Raw genomic sequence first — 25,327 nt, forward strand, 5'->3', positions numbered from 1 at the left:
CGCCAGCATGCGGATCGGTCGCTAATTGATCTGCACAATGACCGGACCTTCCGTTACGATCGGCGGGTTCGCGTGGATACTCGAGGTGTTTTTCTGAATCCAGTCACGCGCTACTTTCAAGCTCGCATCACTGCCGGCCTTGTCTATGCAAACAGTGATCGACGTACCACCGTCACCCGTATTCAGCAATGTGTAGCTTACGAGGCCAGGCACTGTCCGCAAGGTAGCTTCGATGTCGTCTTTGCGCTTTTCCAGAAGCTCGAAAAGTTGCTTTGCTCCCGTACCCAGGTAGGTTCTTATCACCGCGTACATAGTCGTCTCCTTTGGGAGTACCGTCTTGATGCCCATCCAGATCCGTTGATGGCCGCAATCACACAAGTTTCAACTCGCCCTGATTTATTAAGCTTAGCCAAACGCCGGCGACAACCGAAATGCAACGACCACCGGCCCATCGCAAACATCAAACCCGGCGCTAACTGAACCTTGAACATTGACGCAACTGCGCCGGGCTCACGCCAAGGCGTTGCTTGAAGGTGGTCGCCATGTGTGCCTGGGAGTTGAAACCGCAGGCGTAGGCGATCTCCGTCAGCGTGGCAGTCGAATCGCGCATCAGGGCTCGGGCCCTGGCGAGGCGTCGGTCGATCAGGTAACCGTGCGGGCTTTTGCCTGTGGCGTTTTTGAAGGCCCGCATGAAATAGCCTTCGGACAATCCAAGCAGCCCCGCCATTGCCGGTACGCTCAACGGGCCATCGAGGCCAGCATCAATGAACTCATCGAGCAAGCGCATCCGGTAACCGGTTATCGAGCCATGGGCCGGTGACAGCACTGCTTCGCTACTCGTCGCCCGCGCAGACAATGCCAGTGCCCAGGCCTCCCAATCGTCCTCCACGCAAGCGTGCAACAGCGCGGCGCGCATTCGCCGTGCGAGGGCAGTGGCCTGCCGGTCGATGCGATTGTTGAAGGCACGATCCCCGACCAACGCAATACCGTCGGTGCGCATCACCCGCAGGTATTCACCGCCCGTGGGTGATTCGGACAACACGTCACACCCGGCGGGAACGAACGCCAGGCCGTTGGGCACGGCATCGAAAGGGCGTATTCGGTCACTGCCGATAGCGTGCAGGCCTCGCTGGCTGTCGAAGGCAAAGCCGATTCCCGCCTGGGTCGCCACATAGCGGGTCGCGTAGGCACAGCCGGGGAGCAATTCGATCGCCCAAGGGCCGGCCTCGATACGGCGGACCGGTTCGGACAGGAGTGGTGGCGTCATGCGGTTTCGATAGCTCATGAACACCATAGTAGTGAAGAGGGGGGACAAAAGTCAGGTCAGTTTTCTGAAAGCCAGCGTACTGCGTCCGTGTCCAGACTGGGCAAAATCTCAGGGGGATCAATCATGCACAGACTGACTCGCGGCGATATCGAACAGGCTGCACGCAACGTTTACCAGGTCATGCCGGCCACCGCCCAATACCCTTGGCCGTTGCTGGCTCGGCGGTTGGGTTGCACGGTGTGGGTCAAGCACGAAAATCACACGCCTACCGGTGCTTTCAAAGTGCGCGGCGGTATTACCTTCATGCACTGGCTCAAACGCGAGCACCCAGGCGCGAAAGGCATTGTCAGCGCTACCCGCGGCAACCATGGCCAGAGCCTCGCGCTGGCAGCTGGCGCACTGGGTTTGCGGGCGTTGATCGTAGTGCCGCAAGGTAACTCGGTAGAAAAGAACGACGCCATGCGCGGCTTTGGCGCTGAAGTGGTCGAATTCGGGCGCGATTTCGATGAGGCCCGCGAAGAGGCTGCACGCCTTGCGCAGGTGCATGACCTGTTCCTGGTCCCGCCGTTTCACACCGAGCTGGTCAAAGGCGTCGCCACTTATGCGCTGGAGCTGTTCAATGCGGCGCCGGACCTGGATACCGTATATGTACCGATTGGCTGTGGCTCGGGGATTTGCGGGGTGATCGCCGCCCGCGATGCGCTGGGACTGAGCACCCGGGTGGTGGGCGTGGTTTCCACGCAAGCGGCCGCCGCACAGTTGTCGTTTGACACTGGGGTCCTATGCGAAACCGCCTCGGCAACCACCTTTGCCGACGGTCTGGCCGTACGCAAGCCAGTGCCTGAGGCCTTTGCCGTCTACGCGCAAGGTGCGGAGCGGATTGTAGCGGTCAGTGACGCGCAGATTGCCGAGGCCATGCGCGTGTATTACACCGATACCCATAACCTTGCTGAAGGGGCCGGTGCGGCGGCGCTGGCAGCGCTCATTTCGGAGCGTGAAGCCATGTCGGGAAGAAGGGTGGGTGTGATTCTATCCGGCGGCAACGTCGACAGATCGGTGTATGCGCAAGTGATTGCGTGAAGGGGCAATGACCTTGGTCACATAAATTTGAAATGCACGGCGTTGCTCGACACAATCGCGCCCCGATCCGGCCAAAAGGCGCCGGACGTTTGTGGTGAAAAGGGGCCGCAGGTGAACGAACAGACATTGTCCATGCGCCTGGAGCGCGTGGCGGCGCATGTGCCAGCCGGCGCGCGCCTGGCCGATATCGGCTCGGATCACGGCTACCTGCCGGTGGCGCTGATGCGCCGTGGCGCCATCGCGGCGGCGGTGGCCGGCGAGGTGGCGTTGACGCCGTTCCGCTCGGCCGAACGCACCGTGCGCGAGAACGGCCTGGACCCGCAGATCACCGTGCGCCTGGCCAACGGCCTGGCGGCAATCGAGCCGGGAGACGGGATCACGGCGATCAGCATCTGCGGTATGGGCGGCGAAACGATCCGCGACATCCTCGACAGCGGCAAGACGTACCTGAGCGGTCAGGAGCGCCTGATCCTGCAACCCAACGGCGGCGAACAGCCACTGCGCCAATGGCTGATGGACAATGGCTACCGCATCCTCTGCGAGGAAGTGCTGCGGGAAAGTCGTTTCGACTATGAAATCATCGTCGCCGAGCGCGCCGGGCCGGTGATGTACACCGCCCAAGAGCTGTACTTCGGCCCATTGCAGATGCAGGCCCGCAGTCCGGCGTTCCTGCTCAAGTGGCAGCGCAAGTTGCGCCAGAAGCAGAAGACCCTGACCCACTTTGCCCGGGTGCAACAGGCCGTACCCGAGGAAAAGGTGCAGGACATCGCGCGTCAGGCCCGGTGGATCACCCAGTTACTGGCCTGAGGAAGCGTGGGGGGCAGGCGATGTGCATACAGCGCGATGGCGGTTTTTTTTCGGAATAAAACCGGAAACGATTCAGCTCCTTGGCTACGCCGGTTTCAGCCAAGGAGACAGGTACTCCCTGGTGTTGGATTCGGTACCGTTTGTCGAGCATTCTGCTCAAAAAGTGAACGATTTTGATAGGCTTCGCTCTGATGTTCCGGCAGACGGGATCCTTTGAGAGGTCGCGCTGCACTCACTAATAAAAAGGACGTATACCTCATCTGCATTGAATGGAATGCACATGGGGATTTTTTTTACCTGAGACCTGGAGTGATAGTATGCCGTCATCACTGACTCGCTGGGCGAGTCGCTCCCTCTTGTAATACCTAATTATTAAGTTGCTTCAATCATTGCGAACTTGATCTTGCAGGTGCGAATAAATAATTCGCATGCCTGGGGCATGGTCAATTTGCACTGCGGCTATAAGTGGAGATGTCATCTTGGATATTAATACAATGATCGGCCTGATCGGCCAGAAAGAATCCATGGAGTTTTTGCGTTTAGGTGTTGTTTACGTTCACCTGTTGGCTTGCTGCGTGGCGATTGGCCTGGTGTTTGCCAGCGATGCCGCAATGGTCAAGGATTTATGGAAAGGTCGTGTGTCGTCGGGGCACGATAATGAACATATGGCCAGTCTTCAGAAGTCTGTTTCCAATGCGTTGATATTCTTGTGGATCACCGGAGCCGCGGTAATAGGCATTGATTATCTGGATAAAGGCATGAACTATTTTGCCAATCCAAAACTGCAAGCCAAAGTCATCATTGTATTGTTGCTGACGTTCAACGGCATGTTGTTGCACCGCTTTGTATTGCCGGCAATGCTGAAGGCCGGGTCGCTGCTTGATCTCAAGGTCAGTGTACGAATGTTTGCCCTGTTCTCTGGCGCACTGTCGGGCGTGTCCTGGCTGTATGCCGCCATGCTCGGTGTCGGTCGACCACTGGCCTGGAAATATTCGCTCACCGAGTTGCTGATGGCCTATCCGGTGTTGATCGTGCTCGGCTTTGCGATGATGGTGGCGCTGACTCAGTGGGCGCGCAAGCGCAACGAAGCAACGCCAGCTCAGGAGACTTCGTGGCTGTTTGCGGGTATTCCTGCGCTGCGCTGAGCTGACGAAAATCCAGGTAAAGACGGGTAAAACCGTTTGACCCTTTGAAACATCAGACCCCCTCCTGGCGAGGGGGGTTTTTGTGCGTGTGGGAAACAGGAGGTCAAAGATAACCGGCTCGATTGGCCGGTTTTTTTTCGAGTGAAAGACATCCATTTCATTTCAGCGCCAACGACTTGATCGTCATGCGTGAAAGCGATCCGAAGCGCGTAACCAGAGGCCCCGTAGGGCCGGACGGTGAGAAGCCCATCATCGTTTCGACAAGGGGGAGGGTAGCGAGGTTGATCTCGCGTCTACCGCTCATCGCCAAGGCACAAAATAGGCTTTGACATCATTGGGGCTTTGGTTGAGTATTCATCTATCGCATACGATCTAATCGAACGCGATATGATGTAGCAACAACCCTTGCCGTTTGGAGACTCAGCCATGAACACCGGAAGCCGCCGCACAATGTTTATCTCGACCGCCCACGCTTCCCATGGCCAAAACGGCAACAACTGGATCATTGCACACGCCAATTGATGAACGTTGCATTTTAAGCGCCATAAACATCGCATGCGATACAATCGCACGAAACATTAAATCCTGAGGAAGGCCCCATGAGCAAGATCGAAAAAGTACTGGCAACCGGCAAAACCCACACCACTCATAACAGCGCAGGCAACACCTCGCGCGGCCATAACGGCAACCTCGATATCGTGCTGTCGTCCCCTGGCAGCGACACACCGGCACACGTGCTCACCGCCGTCCAGCCGCACCCGAAAGCCGAGCAACTGTTCGCCGGAGCGTGGTCGGCTTGCTACATCGCAGCGGTGGGGCTGGCCGCCCTACAGATGAAGGTGACGCTGCCGACCGACACGGCCGTCGACATTGAAGTCGATCTGGGCCAGACCGGCGCGGCTTACTTCCTCCAGGCTCGACTGACTTTGCGTGTGCCGGGGCTGGATCATGGGGTGGCGACCGAGTTGGCACACAACGCCGATGCAATCTGCCCGTATTCCAAGGCCACACGCGGCAACATTGATGTCGACATCAATGTCTTGACGGCATAACCCACTCCACGGCCGGCTCACCGGGGATCTCCCGGTGAGCCGGCCTTCAGTATTTATGCGCACTTCCGATACCATCGCGTACGATGTAAAGTTTCAGTCTCGCCAGACTGACCCAAGAGTACGTCCATGAAAAACACCGACAAGACATCCGCCCTGGATCTCAAACTCTCCGATTTCCTGTGTTTTGCGGTCTATTCAACCAATCTGGCCTTCGGCAAGGCCTACAAGCCGATGCTCGAGCGGCTTGGCCTGACTTATACGCAATACATCACCCTGGTTGCGCTGTGGGAGGAAGACAACCAGACCGTTGGCAGCCTCGGCGAAAAGCTGTTTCTTGAATCCAATACCCTCACGCCGATCCTGAAGAAGCTGGAAGCGATGGGTTATCTGCTGCGCCAGCGCGACCCGGAAGACGAACGCCAGGTGCGGATCAGTCTCACCAGAGAGGGGCGAAAACTGCGCGAAGGCCTCACCGAAGATGGCTTCCCGCAAACCGGTCTTGACCCCGACGACTTCGTGCAAATGCAGAAGGCCATAGTGAAGTTACGGGGCAGTCTCATCCGGTCGACGAAAGACAGGGAGTAAGTCGTAGTGAGTCAAGTGAGTGGCCCCGGATTTGCGAGGTGCACCAAATAACGGATCAGATCTGAGCGGCTCATTAAACCCGGGGGGCAATTGGGCTATCGGATGTTGTGCGGCGGTTGCACGGCAGGGCTGGCCCTCTGGTCTTGACACCCCCCGATTTCGGAGCGAGCCCCCCCACTAATGGGCGCGATTCCCCGGCAGAATTCGCACATCCATTAGCTCAAGAATTTCAAGTTCTGAGCAATGTTTGCCGGGCTCTCAGGTCGGCCGATATGTTTTGTTACATCGATGGCAAGGTAATTGCTGAGTGAGCGTATCCCGACCATGAAAGGTGCAGAGTCGGGAAACTGTGGAGCTGTAAGTACCCCATTGAGTGATTGCACGTAACTAATACCCCTGGCTACTCAATAGAAGTGCTGCAGTCCTCCTCTGCAACCGTCCAGGGGAAATGCTTATGAGCCACTCCAGATACACGTGTGCGCGGGTAGCGCTGCTCGGATTGTGCTTTCTAGCCAGCCTGCTGACGGTAACGCTGATGGCGGCAGACGAACCTCAGGGCAATGACAATCAAAGTAACGAGAAGTGGCTGGAGCCGGCACGCTCCAAGCTCATGCATGTGACTGGCGCGATGCCGTTCTTTCCACATCGGGCCAATACCCCCGGCAACCTGGTTTTGAATGTGAAGGACTTCGACAATGCCCAGGTATGTGGCGCTTGCCATACGGAGATCTACAGGCAGTGGCGCTCGTCGATGATGTCCCAGGCCTGGGATGAACCCATCTATCGGGCCTTGCTCAAGCGTGCGAGTTCATCCACCGAGGGGAAGGTCGATAACTTCTGCACTGGCTGCCATACCCCGATCGGTCTCACGACCGGGCAGATCAATTCGCAAGTCAACCGCTCCTCGATTGAAGACAGCACGAAGAATCATCCGATGCCAGGGGTCGATTGCGAGACCTGCCACAACATCAGTGCCCGCACGGGCCTCGATAACGGCGCCTATGTTCTGAGCCCTCGGGCACACGGTAAACCGACCAAGTTCGGCCCGCGCAAAGATGCCGTTTCGCCGTATCACGACACCGTATATTCCGCTCTGCACACACGCTCGGACTTTTGCGGCACCTGCCACAACGTCACGCATCCCTTCAGCAGCGTGGCGGTCGAGCGCACCTATGACGAATGGCAGGAGAGCACCTACAGCCTTAACGATGTCACCTGCCAGAGCTGCCATATGCCGGGTTTTGCGGGCAAGGCCGCGATCATGGGGCCAGACCGCGAAGAGGTCGCCTCGCATTGGTTCAGCGGAGCCAACGCCATGATGCTCAAGCATCTCGGTCAGGAAGAGGGTTCGCAACGCGCTCGCGACATGCTCGCGCGCGCAGCGGAAATAACCTTCCAGCAACCGCCGGCAGCCATCATTCCCGGGCAATACACCTCGGTAGCGGTCAAAGTTTCCAACGTCGGCGCCGGGCACAAGCTGCCGACCGGTTTTCCAGAGGGACGGGAGATGTGGATCGATTTCCGGGTGCTCGATGCCAGTGGTCGCGAGCTCTATCGACTGGGCTCGATCAAGGACGGCAAGACCGAGGACAACACGCGAAACTTCAAAGTGCACATCGGCGACAAGGACGGCAATCCATTGGATGTCGAGGTCTGGAATGCCACGCAGATTCTCTCGGACAACCGCATTCTGCCCAAGGGCTACGATATCGGGGAGTTCTCCTTCCTGGTGCCGGCCGACGCGGTCGGGCCGCTGACCCTGACGGCCGCACTGAACTACTGGCCGTTTTCGCAGAAGCTGGCCGACTACCTGCTCGGCAAGGACAAGGTGCAGGTGGAAATCACCCAGATGGCCAAAGTCACGCAGAGCGTACCCTTGTCACCGATCACTGCGTCCCGACGCTAGGGGGCGTTCTCAATTAGTTTGGCCGGGCCTGCTATCGAGCCGGGGTTGCATGTACCTGAGTGCAGGAGAGCGACTGTTGGTCGGATGAAAGATGGGGCCGGGTTTTATGAGGCTGTCTGTTTATTGACGTTTTTAATGGTGTTTTAAAACAATGGGTTGGCGTCTGAAAATCAGGGTTTTGTCATAATGAATGCTTGTTGACGATCGAGTTTTGTCCGACTTAAGTCTGATTTTCGAACACCTGGAGCCTGGGACATGCGACTGGCGACCGGCGGCGTCCCCGGTTCCCTGCTATTAATCAATGAGTGTTCGATTGCTGATCGTTTCGGGAGCGCGTCATGAATCCATCCATTCGCATCGGCATTGCCGACGATCATCCGATGTTGCGTGAGGGCGTTGCCAATACGTTGAGAAAACGGGCGGATCTGCAGGTCGTGGATCAGGGCGCCAATGCGCAAGATGCCATGGATATTGCCCGCAAGATCCGTCCGGATGTGATGTTGATGGACGTCAATATGCCGGGCGATGTGTTCGCCGCGGTGCGGTTCATTTCCACTCAACTGTCGAATGTGAAGGTACTGATGCTGACGGTTTCAGAATCCGAAGACGACGCCTTTTTGGCACTGGAGGCCGGCGCGCGCGGGTATGTGTTGAAAGGAGTCAGCGGACCGGAACTGGTCCTGGCAATCAGATCGGTTGCCAGGGGGGAGACGTATATCACCCCCGAGTTCGCCAACAAACTGCTGAGTAACGACAAGAAGCACGAAGCGCAAATTCACACGATTGATCTGACCCATCGGGAGGAGGAGGTCATTCGTGAAGTTTCAAAGGGGCTGACCAATAGGGAGGTTGCGACAAAGCTGATGATCAGCGAAAAAACCGTCAAGCACCACATGGGCTGCGTGATGCAGAAACTGCACGCCCGAAATCGTGTCGAAGCGGTCACGGCTCTACGGCATTACAGGGAGCGCGAAGCGGTCGGGCGACTTCACACCGGCGCAGCAAAAACACGAATGGATGCCGGAACGCCCCCTAGAGTTTGAACTGTGCATTGACCGACGTACCAGAGACGCTGGAGTCGATGCTGAACAACCCGCCCAGAGATTCAATGCGATAACGCAAACCGGCGAGCCCCAATCGGGTTCTGCCGGATGCCCCTTGCAGCATGGCGTCTGCCGCCATGCCTGGTCCACTGTCCCTGACGCTGATGTTCAATACTTCATCAATGTATTGCGCCTGGATGACCTGACCCTCGCCGTTGGCATGACGGTAAGCATTGTTGAGGGCTTCTTGCACAAAACGGTACAAACAGAGTTTGAGCGGCAGTGGCGCGGCCTCCGGTAGCAGTCCCAGGGTTAATGTGACCTTGGTGCCAGTGCGTTGCTCGTGCCGTTGCGCCACCAGTTGCAACTCTTCCACCAGGCTCAATTCATTGATTTCCGGAAGTGCCAGACCTCGCGATAAATCGCGGACCTCACTCAATGCGTCGGTGGCGGCGCCACGAATGGTTTCCAGCGACTCCTGATCGACAGCGGAGCAGTTTTCGGCCAGGTCGTCGAGCCGGATCAGAATCAAGGTCAACAACTGCGCTGGCCCATCGTGCAGGTCTGCACCAATGCGCCTCAAGGTGAGTTCGTTGACATGGGAAAACTCCTGGGTAGCCGTCGCCATCTTGCGCTGGAGTTCGGCATTGCTGATGTGCAGACGGGTTTGCTCCTGCAGCCGTAAGCGCAGTGCCACTTGTTGTCGCTGGATAATCTTGTCACCGCGTCGCACGATGAAGAAAAGCAGCGTCAGCATTGCCAGGGTCGCGGCGCCAACGACCCCCCATACCTGATCCCGGACGCGATCGATCTCGCGCTTCAGACTATCGGCCTTTTCATAAAATTCGCCCACCGCGATGATTTTTCCGGAGCTTGAGTCCCGCAGGGGCGCGTAGATCTCATAGAGCGGCAGGTCGAGATTGCGCTCGAACTCGTTCTCATCCTGGCTCAGGTCTTGAAGGTCGGTGACCACTTTGCCCTTGAGTGCCTCGGAGATCTCATCCAATGGGAACTGGCGGTTGGTGATGGCTTTGTTCGTGCCGTAGATCACCGTGCCATCCGCTCGCCAGATCTTGATCGAGACAATGTGCTGTTTTAGCGAACGACTTTCAGTGAGGCGGTCCAGGAACTGGACACTTGCAGCCGAGAGGCCGCTTTCCCGGCTCATCTCCTGCACATAGGGCTCCAGAAACGTATCCATGTACTGAGCGGCTGCTTCTGCCGCGCTTTGTACTGCGGCACTTTCTATTCGTTCACTCACCAGATTGCCGACGAAGAACATGGTCAGTCCCAGGATCACCGCAGCGGCAATGACAAACTGGGTCGAGCGACTTAGATTGCGCGCCTTGACCCCGATCCGCGTGCGCCAGATTCCATTGCGAGCCGCATCGGAAACAGGGGCTGGCTCGACCAGAGCCTCAGTCTCCTGCGCGATAAAAGTCGCGTTTTTTGATTCGACTTTTGCATCTTTTGCCATCGACCTGGTTCCCTGATCATCGTGATAAGTCGGTTGGAAACCCTGCAACTCAGTGGATATCTGGAGATTGGCTATGGGCGCCACACCCATGATTGACAGTAGTTCACTGTATAGCGATCCGACAGCTTCACTGATGAACTACACACCACGGATGATCAGCCAGTGCATCGTCGGTGCTGCTTGATGGCGGCACCCGTGCGGCGGTAACCGAAAGGCTCCGGCTACCGCCGCACGGCGTGGTGTTGCGACGCGTACACCCGGTCTATGTTCAGGCTTGCGCGGCGCTGACCTTGCCAGTGACCGTGGAATTTTTCCGTACCGCTTGATACAGCAGGCTGGACACCATGAACCCGACAATCGCCAATACGCTCATCAACGAGAACACGTAGTTGTAGCCCTGCTGACCCGGGAAGTGGTCAAGGATTGCGCCATAGATGACGTAGGCAAACATGCCAGGCGCATAGCCGATCAGGCAACCGATACCAAAGGCCGAGCCGGTGATGTGCTGGGGAATGCCGACTTCACCCATGGGTGCCCAGAACACGCCGCGCATGGAAAACACGATCAGCGCGAAGGAGAGGGTGGCCGCCATGCCTGCGTAGATGTAATCCGGGCTTTTCGGGATGAGCATGACGACGCCCATCAACGGCAACAACGCCAGGAATGCCCACTTCAGATAACGGCTGGAACTCTTGAACTGCTTGTCGGCAATGAAGCCACCGGCAGGGCCGCCGAGGATCTTGAGGAAGTACTGGTTGATGATGCCGTAGGCGCCCACCAGGGCGACAGGCAGTTCGTACATTTCCTTGAGGTAGGGAATGAAATAGGTCAGGCCGCAGTACACGATATAGACCATGAACACGTTGAGGCTGACCAGCCAGATGCCCGGCACCTTGATGCCCTCGAGCAGGTTCGACAAACCGTTCTTGGGCTTGACGGTCGACTGGCTATTGCCGCTCTTGAGCAGCAGCCAGGTCAGGGTCCCGGCAAGAATGTCGATGACCGAGTAGAAGAGGATCGCCGACTTCAGACCGTTTTCACCGGAGCCCATGGCGACGAACACGCCCAGCGCGGAAAAGGCGACCAGGGTATCAATGACGCCGCGTCCACCCTCGAGGAGACCGAACAGGCGCCCCTGTTCCTTATCGTCACCCAGGTTGCGGATGGCTTTGAGCAGCGAAGGCCAAAAGAGACAGTCGGCACAGACGGCCAGCAGGCAGAACACGATCAGCAGATTGCTGAAGGGCGGAAAGGTCGCCAGGTAGAGCCCGAGGCTGCCGGTGCCGATCAGGCCGAGGGGGATCAGCTTGCGCGTGTCGAACCGGTCGGCGAGCATGCCGCCGACGACAAACAGCGCGGTGGCGATAATGGCGTTGGCGCTCAGCAGCAGGCCGATTTCAGTATGGGACAGCCCCATGAATTCCTGCATGGGGATGTAGAAGGCGTCTTTGAGACTCGCCAGCTTGTAGATGGTGCCACCACCGAGGATGAGAATCAGGAATCTGAGCCATTTGGCCTTGTCTTGGGATGTCATTATTATTCTCCAGGCTTGATTGGGTACGCAGTGCCGCTCGGCACGTCAGGTTCAGGCGCCAGTGCAATGGGCCAGGGTCAACTCGGCCAGGGTGCGGAACTCGGCCAGCAGACCTCGTACAAAGGCCACCTGGTTGTTGGCCCAACGGTGTTCACCGGCGAGCATTTGCTCCAGCGAGAAGCCTTGCGGCAGCGCCGTTTCACTCATTTTCCGGTAGGCAATGAACGGGTCGGCGGCTTCGTCGAGTTGGCGGAACGCCGGGGCCACGTAGTGGTTTTCCTGCTCGAGAATGAAGGCGATCACTTGCGGGGTTGACTCACCGAGCATCAGCAGTTCGAACAACATGCGTGCGTTGGGCAGGTCGTCTTCGTCACAGCCCTGCAGCACGCCGTAATGGCCGAATGCGTTTTGCTCGGGGACGATGCGCACACCCTTGAGGTGGGTCTGGCGTATGTGCGGCGCCAGGTTACGGAGCGCAGCAAGGGGCTGTTCGCAGGCATTGATCATGTTGCCGAAGTCGAACAGGGCGTGCAGGCGAGGGTGGTTCAGCCGGCTCAGCAGTTGCGCGATCTCGCCGCTCTTGAGTTCCTCATGCTGCTCGAAGTCGAAGAACAGGTCGTGCTCGTCTGCCTGCTGCGCAAGGTAGTGCAGGTCCGACTCGATCAGGTCCATGACCCGCGACAGCGCCCCTTCGTAGCGTGAGTAAACACGAATGTTGCGGGTGCCCAGCGCCTTGGCAATGGCGATCACTTGATCGACATCTTTTTTCAAGGTGCTGCTGATTTCCAGATGCACGTCCAGCCCGAGAGCATTGGCCTTGTCTGCAAACGCCTGAAGCTGCGCGGGCGTCATTTGACTGAGGCTGTTTTCCTCACCGTCGAGCAAGTGCAGGCTCAGCCCCTGCAGCTCGTGGCGATAGGCGAAGTCCAACAGGTCAGCAGGTGTCACGCGGCCGTGGGTCAGGTTGGTCAGCAAGGGGTAGGCATGGGCAAACAGGCGCAGTTGCCCAAGCCGGTCGAGCAATTGGCGGGCCAGTGCCTCAGTCAGTACGGGGGGAGCCCCGGCCCGGGCAGCCTTATGGCTGAGCAAGGCGTTGAATCGTTCCTGGATCTTATTGTTCATTCGAGTCGTTCCTGGTTCAGACGCCGGGTCTACCGGCGCAGCCTTTATCGCGCCAGTCAGGAACTCTCGATAGATCCATTATCAGTTAAATCATAAGACCACTTGCCTTGCGTCAAGTGGCCTGCTGCAGGTAGCCCAATGTGCTCAAGGCCTGGACCAGTGCTTCGACGCGCGCCCGGGCCTGGTCCTCGGGCGTGCTGGCAAAACCGATCAGCAGAGCCGGCGGCAAGACATGCGCGATGCAGTAGTCACTCAGGGCATAGGTATGGATGCCATGCTGGCCGAGTTCCCTGGCAAGGGTGTCGCCATCAAGGTGCGCGGGTAACCAGGCGATCAGGTGCATGCCGGCTTCCACGGGCGTGATCCTGAAAAACGTGCCGAGCCGTTGCTGCAGTTGTTCGACCAGTGCTTGCTGGCGAGCCTGATACAGCGCACGCATGCGCCGGATATGACCGAGAAAGTGGCCTTCGCGCATGAAGTCTGCCGTGACGGCCTGAAGCAGTGTGGGCGGGCTGCGGTCCATGACCGCCCGCAGGGTGCAGAAGGGTTCGACCAGGGCGTTCGGCAGTATCACGTAACCCAGGCGCAGCGAGGGGAAGAGCACTTTGCTGAATGTCCCGGCGTAGATGACCCGGGCCCATTGGTCCATGGCATAGAGTGCCGGCAAGGGGCGGCCGTTGTAGCGAAATTCACTGTCGCAGTCGTCCTCGATGATCCAGCTTTGATTGCGCGCGGCCCAATCGATGAGCTCCTGGCGCCGCGCATAACTCATGGTGATGCCCAGCGGATGCTGACGCGAAGGTGTGGTAAACACCAGGCGGGCGTCAGGACATTGAGCCAGGCCTTGCTGGATATCGATCCCCTGTTCGTCGATACGCAACGGCACGACCAGCCCCCCTTGGGCCTGGAGCGCAATTCGCGCCGCGATATGCCCGGGATCCTCCATCCAGAAGCTGTCCTGCGGATTGAGCAACAGCATGCCCAGCAGGTTGAAGGCTTGCTGGGCGCCGGAAACGATGACCACCTGTTCGGCAGTGCAGTCGATGCCCCGGGCATCGAAGACGTATTCGGCAATCGCCTCGCGCAGGGCCAGCAACCCTTGCAGTTCGCCATAGCCGAGCATGGCCTTGGTTGGCTTATGCAGGTGGCGATTCATCAGCCGCTTCCAGACCGATTGCGGGAACGCATCGTACGCACTGTGGCTGGGCAGGAACGAGGTCGGGCTGCCGGTGGCCCAGTCCGCATAGGAAACGCCGCGGAAATGATCGCTGCGCAATGACAGCATGGACTGGCTCAGGTCGGACAGGCGAGGAGGCTGGCGCTTGTGCTCATCGTCATCGATACCGCGGCTTTCCCATTCATGGCCGACATAAGTCCCGGCCCCGGTGCGCGACGTCAGAAAACCTTCGGCAATCAGTTGATCGAACGCATTGAGAATGCTGATTCGCGACAGCTGCAGTTCTTTGCTCAAGGTCCGGGTGGACGGCAGACGTACGCCTCCCTGAATCCTGCCACTGAGAATCTGTTTGCGAATCTGCAAGTAGAGTTGGCGGTACAAGGGGATGGAGCTGGCACGGTCCAGCTCGATACCTGACAACAGTAAACCTGCGGAGGATTTCATTTTTGGTTCGTCTGGATGGAGTGAGTCTGGCCTGAATGGCTGTCAGGCACCCGGGGGCGAAAGGGTATCGAGCGGTACTGGATATGTCATCCGGTCCGCTTCTTCGACGAGCACTGGCGAATAGAATCCAACCGCCGCCCGGCACTAACGTATCTTGTCATGGTCAATAAACCCCGCACGACCCTCAGCGGTCGAACTGCCCGGAACCGACCGGCCCCGCATCGGTAATTTGATCAAGGACAGTGAAAGCATGCTCGCCGCCATATAATCAGCAACCGCCTGCATCTGGTTCCGTGAGTCGGGACTCGCCCTACGTTTAACCCCTCAACCCCATTCGAAGATTTAACCCATGTACCTACGCAAAATTGCAGTTGGGCTGTCGGCCCTTGTTTTGCTCTCGACCGGGGTGCAAGCCCGCAGTCTGCTGGACTTCCTCAAGCCGCCCACCGCGCATCATGAACAAGCTTCCCGCTCGGGTTCGATCAGCCAGAGCGCGGCCCTGGATCTCTATTCAAGCAAACAGAAACAGGCATCGTTCGACGGCTGCGCAGATTTGTTCCCGGCAGCGAAACCGATCAATACGGCCACTGTGCCTGCAACCATGAAGCCCCTGGCTTTGTGTTCCGACAACTTCGCGGTGCTGTACTCGCAAACCAGCAAGACCCCGCTGGTTGTGGTCGAACGCCTGAACGCGGCCCAGTTGCAGGATGCCAAAGGGGAGGAGCGCACCAACCAGTTCTATCCGGACCCACGCATTCCCAAGGGTGGGCGCGCTGAGTTGAGCGACTACCGCAGCCAGCATCCGGCCGTGGACCGTGGCCATCAATCCCCGGCAGCCGATGCACCGAACCCCAATGCAATGGCCCAATCCTTTGCGCTGTCGAACATGGTGCCGCAAGACCCGACCAACAACCGCAAGATCTGGAGCAAGGTCGAGTCTGATGTCCGAAAGTTTGCCAAGCGCGCCGATGGCAACGTGTTTGTCTTTACCGGCCCGCTGTTTGACCCTGGCCACTCCACCATTGGCGACAACCAGGTGTGGGTGCCGACGCGCCTGTTCAAGCTGGTTTATGACGCATCGTCCAAACGTGCCTGGGCCTACGTACTGCCTAACGCTGAGACCCGAATCGAGAAGCCGATGGACTACGACACTTTCGTGAAGAGCACCGGGCTCAAATTGCTCGGGAACCTGCCCGTCACAGGTTCCGCAGGGCGCACCTGATGGCTGGATGAGCAGCACCCCAAAGGTTGGATGCAACCGTTGGGGTGTTTCATTGTCATGAACCACGCAAAAACAAGGTCAAAGAAATAAATTCAGCAAGAAGTAACAAATAGTAAAAATGAACTATACCCAACAGGGCAATCGCTCCTGACCCCGGGACATGATGCCTCTGAAGTCAGTCGTCCCAGGAACTTCAACGTCAAACAGACCGAGAGATTCTGGTTATGAACGCCTTGAAAATCGCTGCCAGCGATGCGGTACGAGTTTGCTTTCGTAATTCCCGTGAAATCGTCCGGCTCGACCAGACTGACTTTACCGATGTCGCTGTCGCCGTACTCTCGAAAGATGATTTGGCAGCAGGGGCGCTGGATGCCATCAAGCGTACCGGCTTCGACATCCCCATCTTCCTGGTGGCCTCTCAGGGCCGCAGCAATCGTTCCCTGGAGGTCTACAAACAACTGCAGGATGTGATTTTGCAGGTCAATGGCGTGTTCGACCTGTCCAGCAATAATGCCGAGTACTACGGCAATCAACTGGAGACCGCCGCCAAGGCCTATGAAGAAAGCCTGCTGCCACCGTTCTTCGATGCGTTCAAGCACTACACCGAATCGGCCAACGCGACTTTTGCCTGCCCCGGTCACCAGGGCGGCCAGTTCTTTCGCAAGCACCCGGCGGGTCGGCAGTTTTTCGACTTCTTCGGCGAGACGCTGTTTCGCGCCGACATGTGCAACGCCGACGTCAGGCTCGGCGATCTGCTGATCCACGAAGGCCCGGCGCTGCTGGCGCAAAAACATGCGGCCAAGGTGTTCAACGCCGACAAGACCTACTTCGTGCTCAACGGCACCTCGGCGTCGAACAAGGTGGTGACCAACGCCCTGTTGACCCCCGGCGACCTGGTGCTGTTCGACCGCAACAATCACAAGTCCAACCACCAGGGCGCGTTGTTGCAGGCCGGTGCGACACCGGTCTATCTGGAAACCGCGCGCAATCCCTACGGCTTCATTGGCGGCATCGACGCCCACTGTTTCGAAGAAGACTACCTGCGCCAGCTGATCGCCGAAGTCGCCCCGGACAAGGCGCAACTGCCACGGCCGTTTCGCCTGGCGATCATTCAACTGGGCACCTATGACGGTACCATTTACAACGCCCGGCAAGTGGTTGACCGCATCGGCAAGCTGTGTGACTACATCCTGTTCGACTCGGCGTGGGTCGGTTACGAACAGTTCATTGCGATGATGAAGGACTGCTCGCCCATGTTGCTCGATCTGGACGAGAACGACCCGGGCATCTTCGTCACCCAATCGGTGCACAAGCAACAGGCCGGTTTCTCCCAGGCCTCGCAAATCCACAAGAAAGACCGGCACATCAAGGGCCAGCCACGCTACTGCAATCACGCACGGCTGAATAACGCCTTCATGGCCCAGGCTTCAACGAGTCCGTTCTACCCGCTGTTCGCCTCGCTGGATGTCAACGCCCGCATCCACTCAGGCCGAAGTGGCCTGCGCCTGTGGGATGACTGCGTGAAGTTCGGCATCAATGCGCGCAAGTTGATCCTCGAAGCCTGCACCATGGTCCGCCCGTTCGTGCCGTACACCATTGAAGGGCGTGCGTGGGAGGACTATCCAACGGAAGAAATCGCCAGCGACATCCGCTTCTTCGAGTTCCATCCCAAGGACCGCTGGCACGCTTTTGCCGGCTACGCCGAGAAGCAGTACTTCATCGACCCGTGCAAGTTACTGTTCACCACGCCGGGCATCGACCCGGTGGACGGCAGCTACACCGACTTCGGCATTCACGCCGGCATCCTGGCCAACTTCCTGCGCGAGAACGGCATCGTCCCGGAAAAGTGCGACCTGAACTCGATCCTGTTCCTGCTCACACCGGCCGAAGACTGGGCGAAGATGAGCCACCTGGCGGCACAGATCGCCCGCTTCGAACGCTTCATCAGCGATGACGCGCCGATGAGCCGGGTGCTGCCGGCCATCTACGCTCAGCACCAGGAACGCTACCGCGACTACACCATCCGCCAGCTCTGCCAGGAAATGCACGACCTGTATCGCAGCCACAACGTGCAGCAATTGCAGAAGGACATGTTCCGCAAGGAACACTTCCCGAAAAAGGCCATGAACCCGCAGCAAGCGCAAATCGAGTACATCCGCGGCAACGTCGAACTGGTGCCCTTGGCGGATGTCGATGGTCGCATTGCGGCCGAGGGCGCGTTGCCTTACCCGCCGGGCGTCTTGTGCGTTGTACCCGGGGAGATCTGGGGTGGCGCCGTGCTCAAGTACTTCCTTGCATTGGAGGAGGGCATCAACCGCTTGCCTGGTTTCACGCCGGAGCTTCAGGGCGTTTACCTGAAGCAGGAAGGCGGTCGCACGCGGGCGTATGGCTATGTGATCAAGCAGTAAGGATCACCCTCGTACTCGATGGCAGGTGTCAAGTCGGCGGGCCCAGGGGTTAACTCTCTGAACAAGGCAAGGAGTTTGCGATGGCTGATTCAAGCAAGAAAATGGGCCTGATGGGGCTCACGACGCTGGTAACGGTCAACATGATGGGCTCGGGCATCATCATGTTGCCCACCAACATGGCTCAACTGGGTGCCGTCTCTTTGTTGTCGTGGATTTTCACGGCGATTGGTTCGATGGCCATCGCCTACTGCTTTGCCCAGTGTGGCGTCTTCTGCTCACGCTCCGGCGGTTTGTCCGCCTACACCGAAGAGGCCCATTCAAAGTCGGGTTTTTTCCTCTGTTCGTACCTGTACTTCCTGTCCCTGGCCATCGCCAACGTGGCCGTGGCCATTTCGGCAGTGGGCTACATGACGGCCTTCGTACCCTGGCTGGGCACGGGTGCGATTCCACTGTGCGTCGGTACGATCGCACTGATCTGGCTGACCACCTTCGCCAACTTCGGTGGACCGGGCATCACCGGCAAGATCGGTGCTTTCACGGTATGGGGCGTGATCATTCCGGTAGCCGGCCTGAGCATCATCGGCTGGTTCTGGTTCAAGCCCGATGTGCTGGCCGCCGCCTGGAACCCCAACAGCCTGGCGATCTCCGAAGCCATCAGCAAGGCGATCCCCCTGACCCTGTGGGCCTTCCTCGGCATGGAATCGGCGGCCCAGGCCACCGATGCCGTGGAAGACCCCAAGCGCAACGTGCCGTTGGCCTGCCTGTTCGGCACCCTGGGTGCCGCCGTGGTTTATGTGCTGTCGACCACCGTCATCCAGGGCATCATTCCCAACGCTGAGCTGGCCAAGTCCTCCGCACCCTTCGCGCTGGTCTATGCCACGATGTTCAGCCCGATGGTGGGCAATATCGTCATGGCCCTGGCGGTCATGGCCTGTGTCGGCTCGCTGCTGGGCTGGCAATTTACCCTGGCGCAAACCGCCAAGATGACGGCTGACCAGAACCTGTTCCTCAAGCTGTTCAGCAAGGTCAACACGATGAATGCGCCCGTCGTCGGCATGATTGTCTGCGGTGTGCTGCAGACAATCATGGCCCTGTCGACCATCTCGCCCGACGCCGCCGCACAGTTCAGCAAACTGGTCAGCCTGGCAGCGGTCACCAACCTGATCCCTTATATAACTGCGATGACCGGCCTGCTGGTGATCATGCACAAGGCCGGGGTCTCGTCGTCCATCTACTCGCGTAACGTGGTGGTCTTGCTGATTGCAATGACGTACGCCTTGTACGCCCTGTATGCCTGCGGCAAGGACGCAGTGATGGGCGGCACCCTGGTGCTCGCTGTCGGCTACCTGCTTTATGGATTCCTCGCCAAACGCTTCACCGAAGCGCCACCCGCGAACCAGGCCAGGGCCGGCAATCCTCAGGCGTGACCACCAGGACTGCACAGACATCTGCATACGGGGAAACCGGACATGAACGTACCATTTGCCACAACCACCAGACTGCTGCTTGCCTTCGCACTCTTGACGCTGCCACTAGTGGCCGGCGCCAACACCCTTGAACGCGTGCGCAGCAGCCACACCTTTACTTTGGGCTACTTGCCTGACCTGGCGCCTTTCAGCAAGCAGGAAGGCGACAAGGCCAGCGGTTATGCCATCGACCTGTGCCTGAAAGTCGCCGACAAGCTCAAGAGCGAGCTGGGTCTGCCCGACCTGCAAGTGCGCTACCAGCCCGTCAGGATTTCGGACGAGGTCAACGCCGTGAGCCAGGGTAAAGTCGATATCCTCTGCACGCCGACACCGCCCACCCTGGAACGGCGCAAGATGATCAGTTACTCCATACCGATCTACACCGCCGGCCTCTCGGTCGTGGTGCGCAACGATGCTCGCGAATCGCTGCTCAATGTGCTCAATGGCAAGGTCGCCAATACCGGTCCGACCTGGCGTGCCAGCATCAACAACGGTCTGGCCAACCAAACCTACGCGACCCTGGAGGGGGGCGTGACCGAAGACTGGATTCGCGAACAGATGCGCCTGCTCAACGTGATCGCTTCGCTGGTGACCGTGGACAATAACGACGAGGGCATCAAGCTGGTCGCCGAGGGCAAGGCCGATGCCTTCTTCTCCGAACGCATGCTGCTGCGCAACGAAGTGGCCAAGGAGGGTGCGGCCAAGAACCTGATGCTCCTGGACCGCATCTTCGAGTACTCGCCGGTGGCGATGATCGTGGAGCGCAACGACGAAGACTTCCGCTTGCTGGTCGATATGGCCCTGAGTGAAGCCTATTACTCGGGCGCCATAGAAAAGGCCTACGACCAGTATCTGGGCGGGACCAACGCTGTTATGAAAAAACTGTTCAGGGTGTATGCGTTGCCTTAGTGGCATCGTTGGCAACGGGCCGTCCGCCGATGTAATGCTACTGTAGGAGCAAGCTCGCTCCTACAGATGAGCAGCATCAATTGGCGAAGACCATGGCGAAGTAGCCGAGGACCGTCAGCAGGATTCCCGAGACTGCGAACGCTACCGGAAAACCGACCCACGGCACGTTGCTGCCGATTTCTGCCGCCGCTTCGAGGCACGGTCCGGAATGACTGCGGGCACCGGCCATGCCGCCCATCAGTACCGCCGGATTGATCTTCATCAAGTGATAGCCGACCACCCAGACGGCAAACGGCGGCAGCATGCAGGCGACGAAGCCCACCAGGAATATCTGCACGGCCAGCGTACCCGTCAGTTGGGCGAGGAGGGTGGCACCGGCATTGATTCCGACAATCGCCACGAACACCAGCAGGCCCATGTCCTCAAGGATGTTACGCGCCGCGTTCGGCGTATTGCCGAAGAAACGCAGGCGCGAGGACAGTGACGAGACGATGATGCCCGACACCATCAGGCCGCCAGCGCTTCCCAGGCCGACAGAGGCGCCAAAGGCGGGGAACTGGATCAGACCGATCAGCAGCCCCAGGGTCATCCCGGCAAACAACGTTAACAAGTCGGTCATGCTACTGGGGCGGGCGATGACGCCAAACAACTCGCCCGCACGTTGCACGGCGCTGGACAGTCCGGTGACGAACAGCACATCGCGGCGTTGCAACCGGGTCTGCGGCCCTACCGGTAGCGGTACACCGCCGCGCTGGATGCGAGTCAACTGAAGCTGCCCGGCCAGGTCCAGTCCGCGGAACTCCTTGAGCGGCTTGCCGATGACAGCTTTCTCGGTCACCAGGATCTCCGCGTGGTCCAGGGGGACGGCGAGTGCCTTGGCGTCATCGACCTCCGGGCCGATCAGACCGATGTTGGTGGTGAGGCCTGTACGTGTGCTGCCAAGGGTAATCACATCCCCCAACTGCAACTGGATATCCGGATCTGCCCCTATCGACTCGTCACCGTGATGCACATTGACGATGCGATATTCGGGGAAGCGAGCGAGAAATTCACGGATATTGAGGCCTGCAGTCGTGGGATTTTCCAGGCGGTAAGCGCGCAATCCGAAGGCCTTGTCGGCGGTCAGGCCGTCGTCCTCCAGATCATGCATCCCATGCTGTTCCTCATAACGACGGGCTGCCGCCTTTGCATCGACACCCCACCAGCGCGGCATGTATTTGCACATCAGTACGATGCCGATGGTGCCCCAGATGTAAGTGATGCCATAGGACAGGGTAATCATCGCCGACACTCCCTCGACCGTGTCGCCCGGTGCGAGGTGGACGGCACCCGAGGCAACCGCCTGTTCAGCCGAGCCGATGGCCGAGGACATGGTCGTGGCCCCGGCGAGGATTCCGCCGGCCGCGCCGGTCGGCAAGTTGAAAAGACGCGTGCCCAAGACTACCACGGCCAGACTGACCAAACTGCAAATGACCGCAAGGACGGTGAACTTCAGCCCGTCATCCTTCAGGCTATTGAGGAATGAGGGACCGACCCGCAAACCGACCCCGTACATGAACAGGTAGTAGAAGAGGTTCATGGTGAACGCGTCGAGCTTGAAGGTGATGCCATAGAGGGAGGCGGCAATGGCGACGCCACTGCCAACCACTATGGCGCCTCCGACGGTACCCAACCCATAACCCTTGATGGTGAAGCGGCCAATCAGCACCGCCAGGCTCACTACCAGGAACAGCAACATGTAAGGGTTGGCATTGAGAAACGAGAAGAGTGCCTGCACGGGTTGATTCCCCTTTTTCGCTACGTTAATGCCTGATGTCAGGAAAGACTCAGGCAGTAGCGTAGCGTGTGAATCCGGGGAGGTTGACCCGCAACACCTTTGCGATAGAACAGTACCGGGCCCAGGACAGGCTTGTTTGGTGTTTCAGGCGGACGCACTCACTCCTAAGCCTTTCTCCCGCGACGCAACGTCATGCAGGGAAATCCTTGAAGTCTCCGGCAATGCCAGCCCACCCGCCAGCGCGAGCAATGCAACCGCGATCAGATAGAACGCTGGTGACAGGTTGCTGCCGGTGGTGCTGATCAGCCACGTAGCCACCAACGGTGCCGTGCCGCCGAAAAGGGTGTACGCCATGTTGTAGGTGATCGCCGAGGCGGTGTATCGGGTACGGGTAGGGAAGGTTTCCGAGAGCAAGGCCGCCGTCACCACGCCACACAACACCGCGCCAATCGCCAGGAGCATGACGCCGACGATGGACGCTGCGAACGAGCCGGAGCTGGCCATCAGGAACGATGGATACACGCTCACAATCAACAGCGCACAGGCTGTCATCACCGTCATTCGACGGCCGACCCGGTCCGAGTACAGCCCGGCCAGCGGGCAGATCGCCGCAGCGAACAGCAATGCAATCAGCGACACCAGCAACGCTGTGGCGCGACTCAGGCCACCAGCGACTTGCAAGTAAGTCGCGAAATAGGTGGTGAACATATAAAACGACAGTGCTGTGAGTGACACAAAAGCGCCCAGACAGCAGATAGCCGCACCATGGTTGCGCAAGGTTTCCTTGAGTGGGGAGTGTGCGACTGCACGTTCCTGGGTCACCGCCTGGAATGCCGGTGTCTCATCGAGCTTGCAGCGCAAGTAAAGACCCACCAGGCCCAGGGGCGCGGCAATCAGGAACGGCAGGCGCCAGCCCCAACTGCCCATTGCTTCGGCCGACAATGACGCCTCGAGTGCATAGGCCACCACAGCCGCCGCGGCGAAGGCGGAAAATGTCGACACCGGAAGGAAGCTGCCGTACCAGGCGCGTTTGTCACTCGGTGCATGCTCCATCAGGTAGGCACAGGCACCGGCGTATTCACCCCCGGCGGAAAAGCCCTGGGCGCAACGGATCAGGGACAGAAGAATCGGCGCCATGACTCCGATCGCCGCATAAGTGGGCAGCAGACCGATCAAGGTTGTCGCCCCGGCCATCAGCAGAATGGTCATCGCCAGGGTTCGTTTGCGGCCGATCCTGTCGCCCAGCATGCCGAAGAAAATCCCGCCAAGGGGCCGAAACGCAAAGGCCACGGCGAATACCGCAAAGGTCTTGAGCAACGCGGCACTGGCATCGCCACTGGGGAAAAATTGTTGGGCGATGGTCGTGGCCAGAAAGCCATAGACGGCGAAGTCGAACCACTCGACGAAATTGCCGATGCCGGCAGCCACAATCACTTTTCTCAGCGTTCTTGGGCTGACTTGTTCCATAGTTGCGCTCGTCATGCTTGACCTCGATACTTCGTAAGTAAGCTATCGATTATCGGGGCAGACACCGGGGCGGCTCACTTCAAAAGTGTCATCCACATAGCCAGCACCGACTTCATTGCGTTGAACGAGGCATGAATCGCGCCAGATTGGCCGAGGGTGAGCAAAGGGCGGTGTTTTTCGCGTATTTGTAAAGCGTTGGCGGTATTGTCGGTCGCCAGGACTTGATCGATTTAGAAGGGATGAAGATGACATTGACTGTCGAAAGCCTGGTCAGGATCGCAATGGCCAATCCAGTAAACGCAGAGCTTGCTGATCGCTTGCCTGAGCTCGGTTTGAACCAGTGCATGCTCACGGCCGGTTGCCTGTTCCAGGCCGCCTGGAATCATCAGTCACAGCGAGCGGCAGGGTGGGGAGTGAAGGATTACGACGTCTTTTACTTCGATGATGATCTGTCGTGGGAAGCCGAGAATGAGGTCATCCAGTCCGCTCAGCGTCTGTTCAACCACCTCGACGTGAACATTGAGGTCAGGAATCAGGCTCGCGTTCATCTGTGGTACAGCCAGCGGTTCGGCGGGGATTATCCTCAGCTTCAGTCGGCTAGAGACGGGATTGATCGCTACCTGATTGCCGGTACCTGCATGGGTCTGGATGTTGAAACGGGCGAGGTCTATGCACCCAACGGCCTGGCCGACACAGAGCACGGGTTACTTAGAATCAATCCAAGGAATCCCAGGCCAGACTTGTTCGACCAGAAGGCGAAAAGTTATCAGGCTCGCTGGCCTTGGCTCAGGATCGTAGAGCTCCAAAGTTGAATGGGAGCGAGGGGAGTTTACCGATGAAGCAACTTATTGGAGATGAAAGCCAATTGCTGCCTGCCACTACGGCCTGTAAACGAAGCAGCCCTTGGCGAAGGGCTGCTTGGACTGTGGATTCAACACAACAGATTTTGTGTAAGCAGGATCTCGGTCAAACCGGCGCCAGCAGCACCTTGGGTGCTGCATTTGAGGCTTGAGGTCGTACAACAGATCAGCTGTTGGAGTGATCGGCTGCCTTGGCTTTGCTTTGAGCTACAGCGGCTTCAGCCTTCTGTTTCTGGGCAACCTGGTAGGTTTCCATCGAGACTTTGCGGGCCGACTCCATGCGTGCGAAGGTCCGGTCACCGCCACCTGTGGCCATCGCCAGAGAAGAAGCGGTCAGAGTGGCGGCTACGAAGAGAACTTTCATGGATTTCATTTGGGTATCCTCAAGTGAGACTTTATTAACAGTTAAAGCGGGATTCATTGGCTAGAGCTGAACTTCCTTGTTCAACCTGGAATTACCAGCCAGCCAGGGCGGCGTTTCCTGGAGTCCTGGTGCCTTGCTCCATGTGCGCTTCGGTGTCTCTGTTTTTGGCCCAGGCAGTGAGCAATACCATCATCCCGAACCCAGCGACGATGAGC

21 protein-coding genes are annotated in these 25,327 nt (G+C 58.5%); 12 read left to right on the forward strand and 9 right to left on the reverse strand.

The genetic code is table 11. From position 1 onward, the window contains the following. Positions 1–21: 21 nt before the first annotated feature. Both AC1DWG_RS26060 and AC1DWG_RS26065 read right to left on the reverse strand, forming a co-directional pair. Positions 22–312, reverse strand: a complete 291-nt coding sequence (locus tag AC1DWG_RS26060; protein ID WP_477754579.1) for a hypothetical protein — start codon at positions 310–312, stop codon at positions 22–24. 160 nt (positions 313–472) lie between these two features. Then, positions 473–1,294 carry a helix-turn-helix transcriptional regulator gene (locus AC1DWG_RS26065; RefSeq protein ID WP_477764281.1) on the reverse strand — a complete coding sequence of 274 codons (822 nt, stop codon included), beginning with the start codon at positions 1,292–1,294 and terminating at the stop codon, positions 473–475. Between the two features lie 96 nt (positions 1,295–1,390). Here AC1DWG_RS26065 and AC1DWG_RS26070 point away from each other — a divergent pair, with 96 nt between their 5' ends. The 7 genes from AC1DWG_RS26070 to AC1DWG_RS26100 all read left to right on the forward strand — a co-directional run bounded on the left by AC1DWG_RS26070 (position 1,391) and on the right by AC1DWG_RS26100 (position 8,885). After that, a complete protein-coding gene (locus AC1DWG_RS26070; RefSeq protein ID WP_477764256.1) occupies positions 1,391–2,347 on the forward strand; it encodes a threonine dehydratase in 957 nt (318 codons plus the stop codon). A gap of 111 nt (positions 2,348–2,458) precedes the next feature. Continuing rightward, positions 2,459–3,154, forward strand: coding sequence for a tRNA (adenine(22)-N(1))-methyltransferase (locus tag AC1DWG_RS26075; RefSeq protein WP_477764257.1), 696 nt, complete (start codon positions 2,459–2,461; stop codon positions 3,152–3,154). Positions 3,155–3,648: 494 nt separating this feature from the next. Continuing rightward, entirely contained in the window at positions 3,649–4,299 is a 651-nt protein-coding gene (locus tag AC1DWG_RS26080) for a hypothetical protein (protein ID WP_477764258.1), read from the forward strand. Between the two features lie 599 nt (positions 4,300–4,898). Continuing rightward, on the forward strand, positions 4,899–5,351 hold the full coding sequence (locus tag AC1DWG_RS26085) for an Ohr family peroxiredoxin (protein ID WP_477788538.1): 453 nt from the start codon (positions 4,899–4,901) through the stop codon (positions 5,349–5,351). 126 nt (positions 5,352–5,477) lie between these two features. After that, positions 5,478–5,936 carry a MarR family winged helix-turn-helix transcriptional regulator gene (locus AC1DWG_RS26090; RefSeq protein ID WP_477754574.1) on the forward strand — a complete coding sequence of 153 codons (459 nt, stop codon included), beginning with the start codon at positions 5,478–5,480 and terminating at the stop codon, positions 5,934–5,936. Between the two features lie 454 nt (positions 5,937–6,390). Next, positions 6,391–7,842, forward strand: coding sequence for a multiheme c-type cytochrome (locus AC1DWG_RS26095; RefSeq protein ID WP_477764260.1), 1,452 nt, complete (start codon positions 6,391–6,393; stop codon positions 7,840–7,842). 338 nt (positions 7,843–8,180) lie between these two features. Further along, the gene (locus tag AC1DWG_RS26100) at positions 8,181–8,885 is read left to right on the forward strand and encodes a response regulator (protein WP_477764261.1); all 705 of its coding nucleotides are present in this window, start codon (positions 8,181–8,183) and stop codon (positions 8,883–8,885) included. Here AC1DWG_RS26100 and AC1DWG_RS26105 read toward each other — a convergent pair. From AC1DWG_RS26105 to pdxR, 4 genes are all read right to left on the reverse strand, one after another. After that, entirely contained in the window at positions 8,875–10,362 is a 1,488-nt protein-coding gene (locus AC1DWG_RS26105; protein WP_477764262.1) for a sensor histidine kinase, read from the reverse strand. The two genes, AC1DWG_RS26100 and AC1DWG_RS26105, sit on opposite strands and share 11 nt — an antisense overlap. 268 nt (positions 10,363–10,630) lie before the next feature. Next, complete coding sequence (locus tag AC1DWG_RS26110; protein ID WP_477788539.1) at positions 10,631–11,896, reverse strand: MFS transporter; 1,266 nt, start codon at positions 11,894–11,896, stop codon at positions 10,631–10,633. A gap of 51 nt (positions 11,897–11,947) precedes the next feature. Then, the gene (locus tag AC1DWG_RS26115) at positions 11,948–13,018 is read right to left on the reverse strand and encodes a sugar phosphate isomerase/epimerase family protein (RefSeq protein WP_477788540.1); all 1,071 of its coding nucleotides are present in this window, start codon (positions 13,016–13,018) and stop codon (positions 11,948–11,950) included. A gap of 112 nt (positions 13,019–13,130) precedes the next feature. Further along, positions 13,131–14,639 (reverse strand): MocR-like pyridoxine biosynthesis transcription factor PdxR, encoded by a 1,509-nt coding sequence (pdxR, locus tag AC1DWG_RS26120; RefSeq protein WP_477788541.1) that lies wholly within the window; start codon positions 14,637–14,639, stop codon positions 13,131–13,133. 349 nt (positions 14,640–14,988) lie between these two features. Here pdxR and AC1DWG_RS26125 point away from each other — a divergent pair, with 349 nt between their 5' ends. The 4 genes from AC1DWG_RS26125 to AC1DWG_RS26140 all read left to right on the forward strand — a co-directional run bounded on the left by AC1DWG_RS26125 (position 14,989) and on the right by AC1DWG_RS26140 (position 20,644). Then, positions 14,989–15,861 carry a DNA/RNA non-specific endonuclease gene (locus tag AC1DWG_RS26125; protein WP_477764266.1) on the forward strand — a complete coding sequence of 291 codons (873 nt, stop codon included), beginning with the start codon at positions 14,989–14,991 and terminating at the stop codon, positions 15,859–15,861. A 224-nt stretch (positions 15,862–16,085) separates the two neighbouring features. Beyond that, positions 16,086–18,269, forward strand: a complete 2,184-nt coding sequence (speF, locus tag AC1DWG_RS26130; protein ID WP_477788542.1) for an ornithine decarboxylase SpeF — start codon at positions 16,086–16,088, stop codon at positions 18,267–18,269. Between the two features lie 80 nt (positions 18,270–18,349). After that, the gene (potE, locus tag AC1DWG_RS26135; RefSeq protein ID WP_477788543.1) at positions 18,350–19,696 is read left to right on the forward strand and encodes a putrescine-ornithine antiporter; all 1,347 of its coding nucleotides are present in this window, start codon (positions 18,350–18,352) and stop codon (positions 19,694–19,696) included. A 42-nt stretch (positions 19,697–19,738) separates the two neighbouring features. Next, positions 19,739–20,644 carry an amino acid ABC transporter substrate-binding protein gene (locus tag AC1DWG_RS26140; protein ID WP_477788544.1) on the forward strand — a complete coding sequence of 302 codons (906 nt, stop codon included), beginning with the start codon at positions 19,739–19,741 and terminating at the stop codon, positions 20,642–20,644. A gap of 76 nt (positions 20,645–20,720) precedes the next feature. On the opposite strand, the gene AC1DWG_RS26145 is transcribed toward AC1DWG_RS26140, so the two are convergent. After that, the gene (locus tag AC1DWG_RS26145) at positions 20,721–22,421 is read right to left on the reverse strand and encodes an aspartate:alanine exchanger family transporter (RefSeq protein ID WP_477764270.1); all 1,701 of its coding nucleotides are present in this window, start codon (positions 22,419–22,421) and stop codon (positions 20,721–20,723) included. 144 nt (positions 22,422–22,565) lie between these two features. Beyond that, positions 22,566–23,903: an MFS transporter gene (locus tag AC1DWG_RS26150; protein ID WP_477764271.1), complete on the reverse strand. Its 1,338-nt coding sequence runs from the start codon at positions 23,901–23,903 to the stop codon at positions 22,566–22,568. 230 nt (positions 23,904–24,133) lie between these two features. Between AC1DWG_RS26150 and AC1DWG_RS26155 the strand changes: the two genes are divergently transcribed. Then, entirely contained in the window at positions 24,134–24,700 is a 567-nt protein-coding gene (locus tag AC1DWG_RS26155) for a nucleotidyltransferase family protein (RefSeq protein WP_477764282.1), read from the forward strand. Between the two features lie 214 nt (positions 24,701–24,914). On the opposite strand, the gene AC1DWG_RS26160 is transcribed toward AC1DWG_RS26155, so the two are convergent. Further along, positions 24,915–25,121 carry a co-regulatory protein PtrA N-terminal domain-containing protein gene (locus AC1DWG_RS26160; protein ID WP_477788545.1) on the reverse strand — a complete coding sequence of 69 codons (207 nt, stop codon included), beginning with the start codon at positions 25,119–25,121 and terminating at the stop codon, positions 24,915–24,917. Between the last annotated feature and the right edge of the window lie 206 nt (positions 25,122–25,327).

The organism is Pseudomonas sp. P4_B3, from assembly GCF_056402295.1.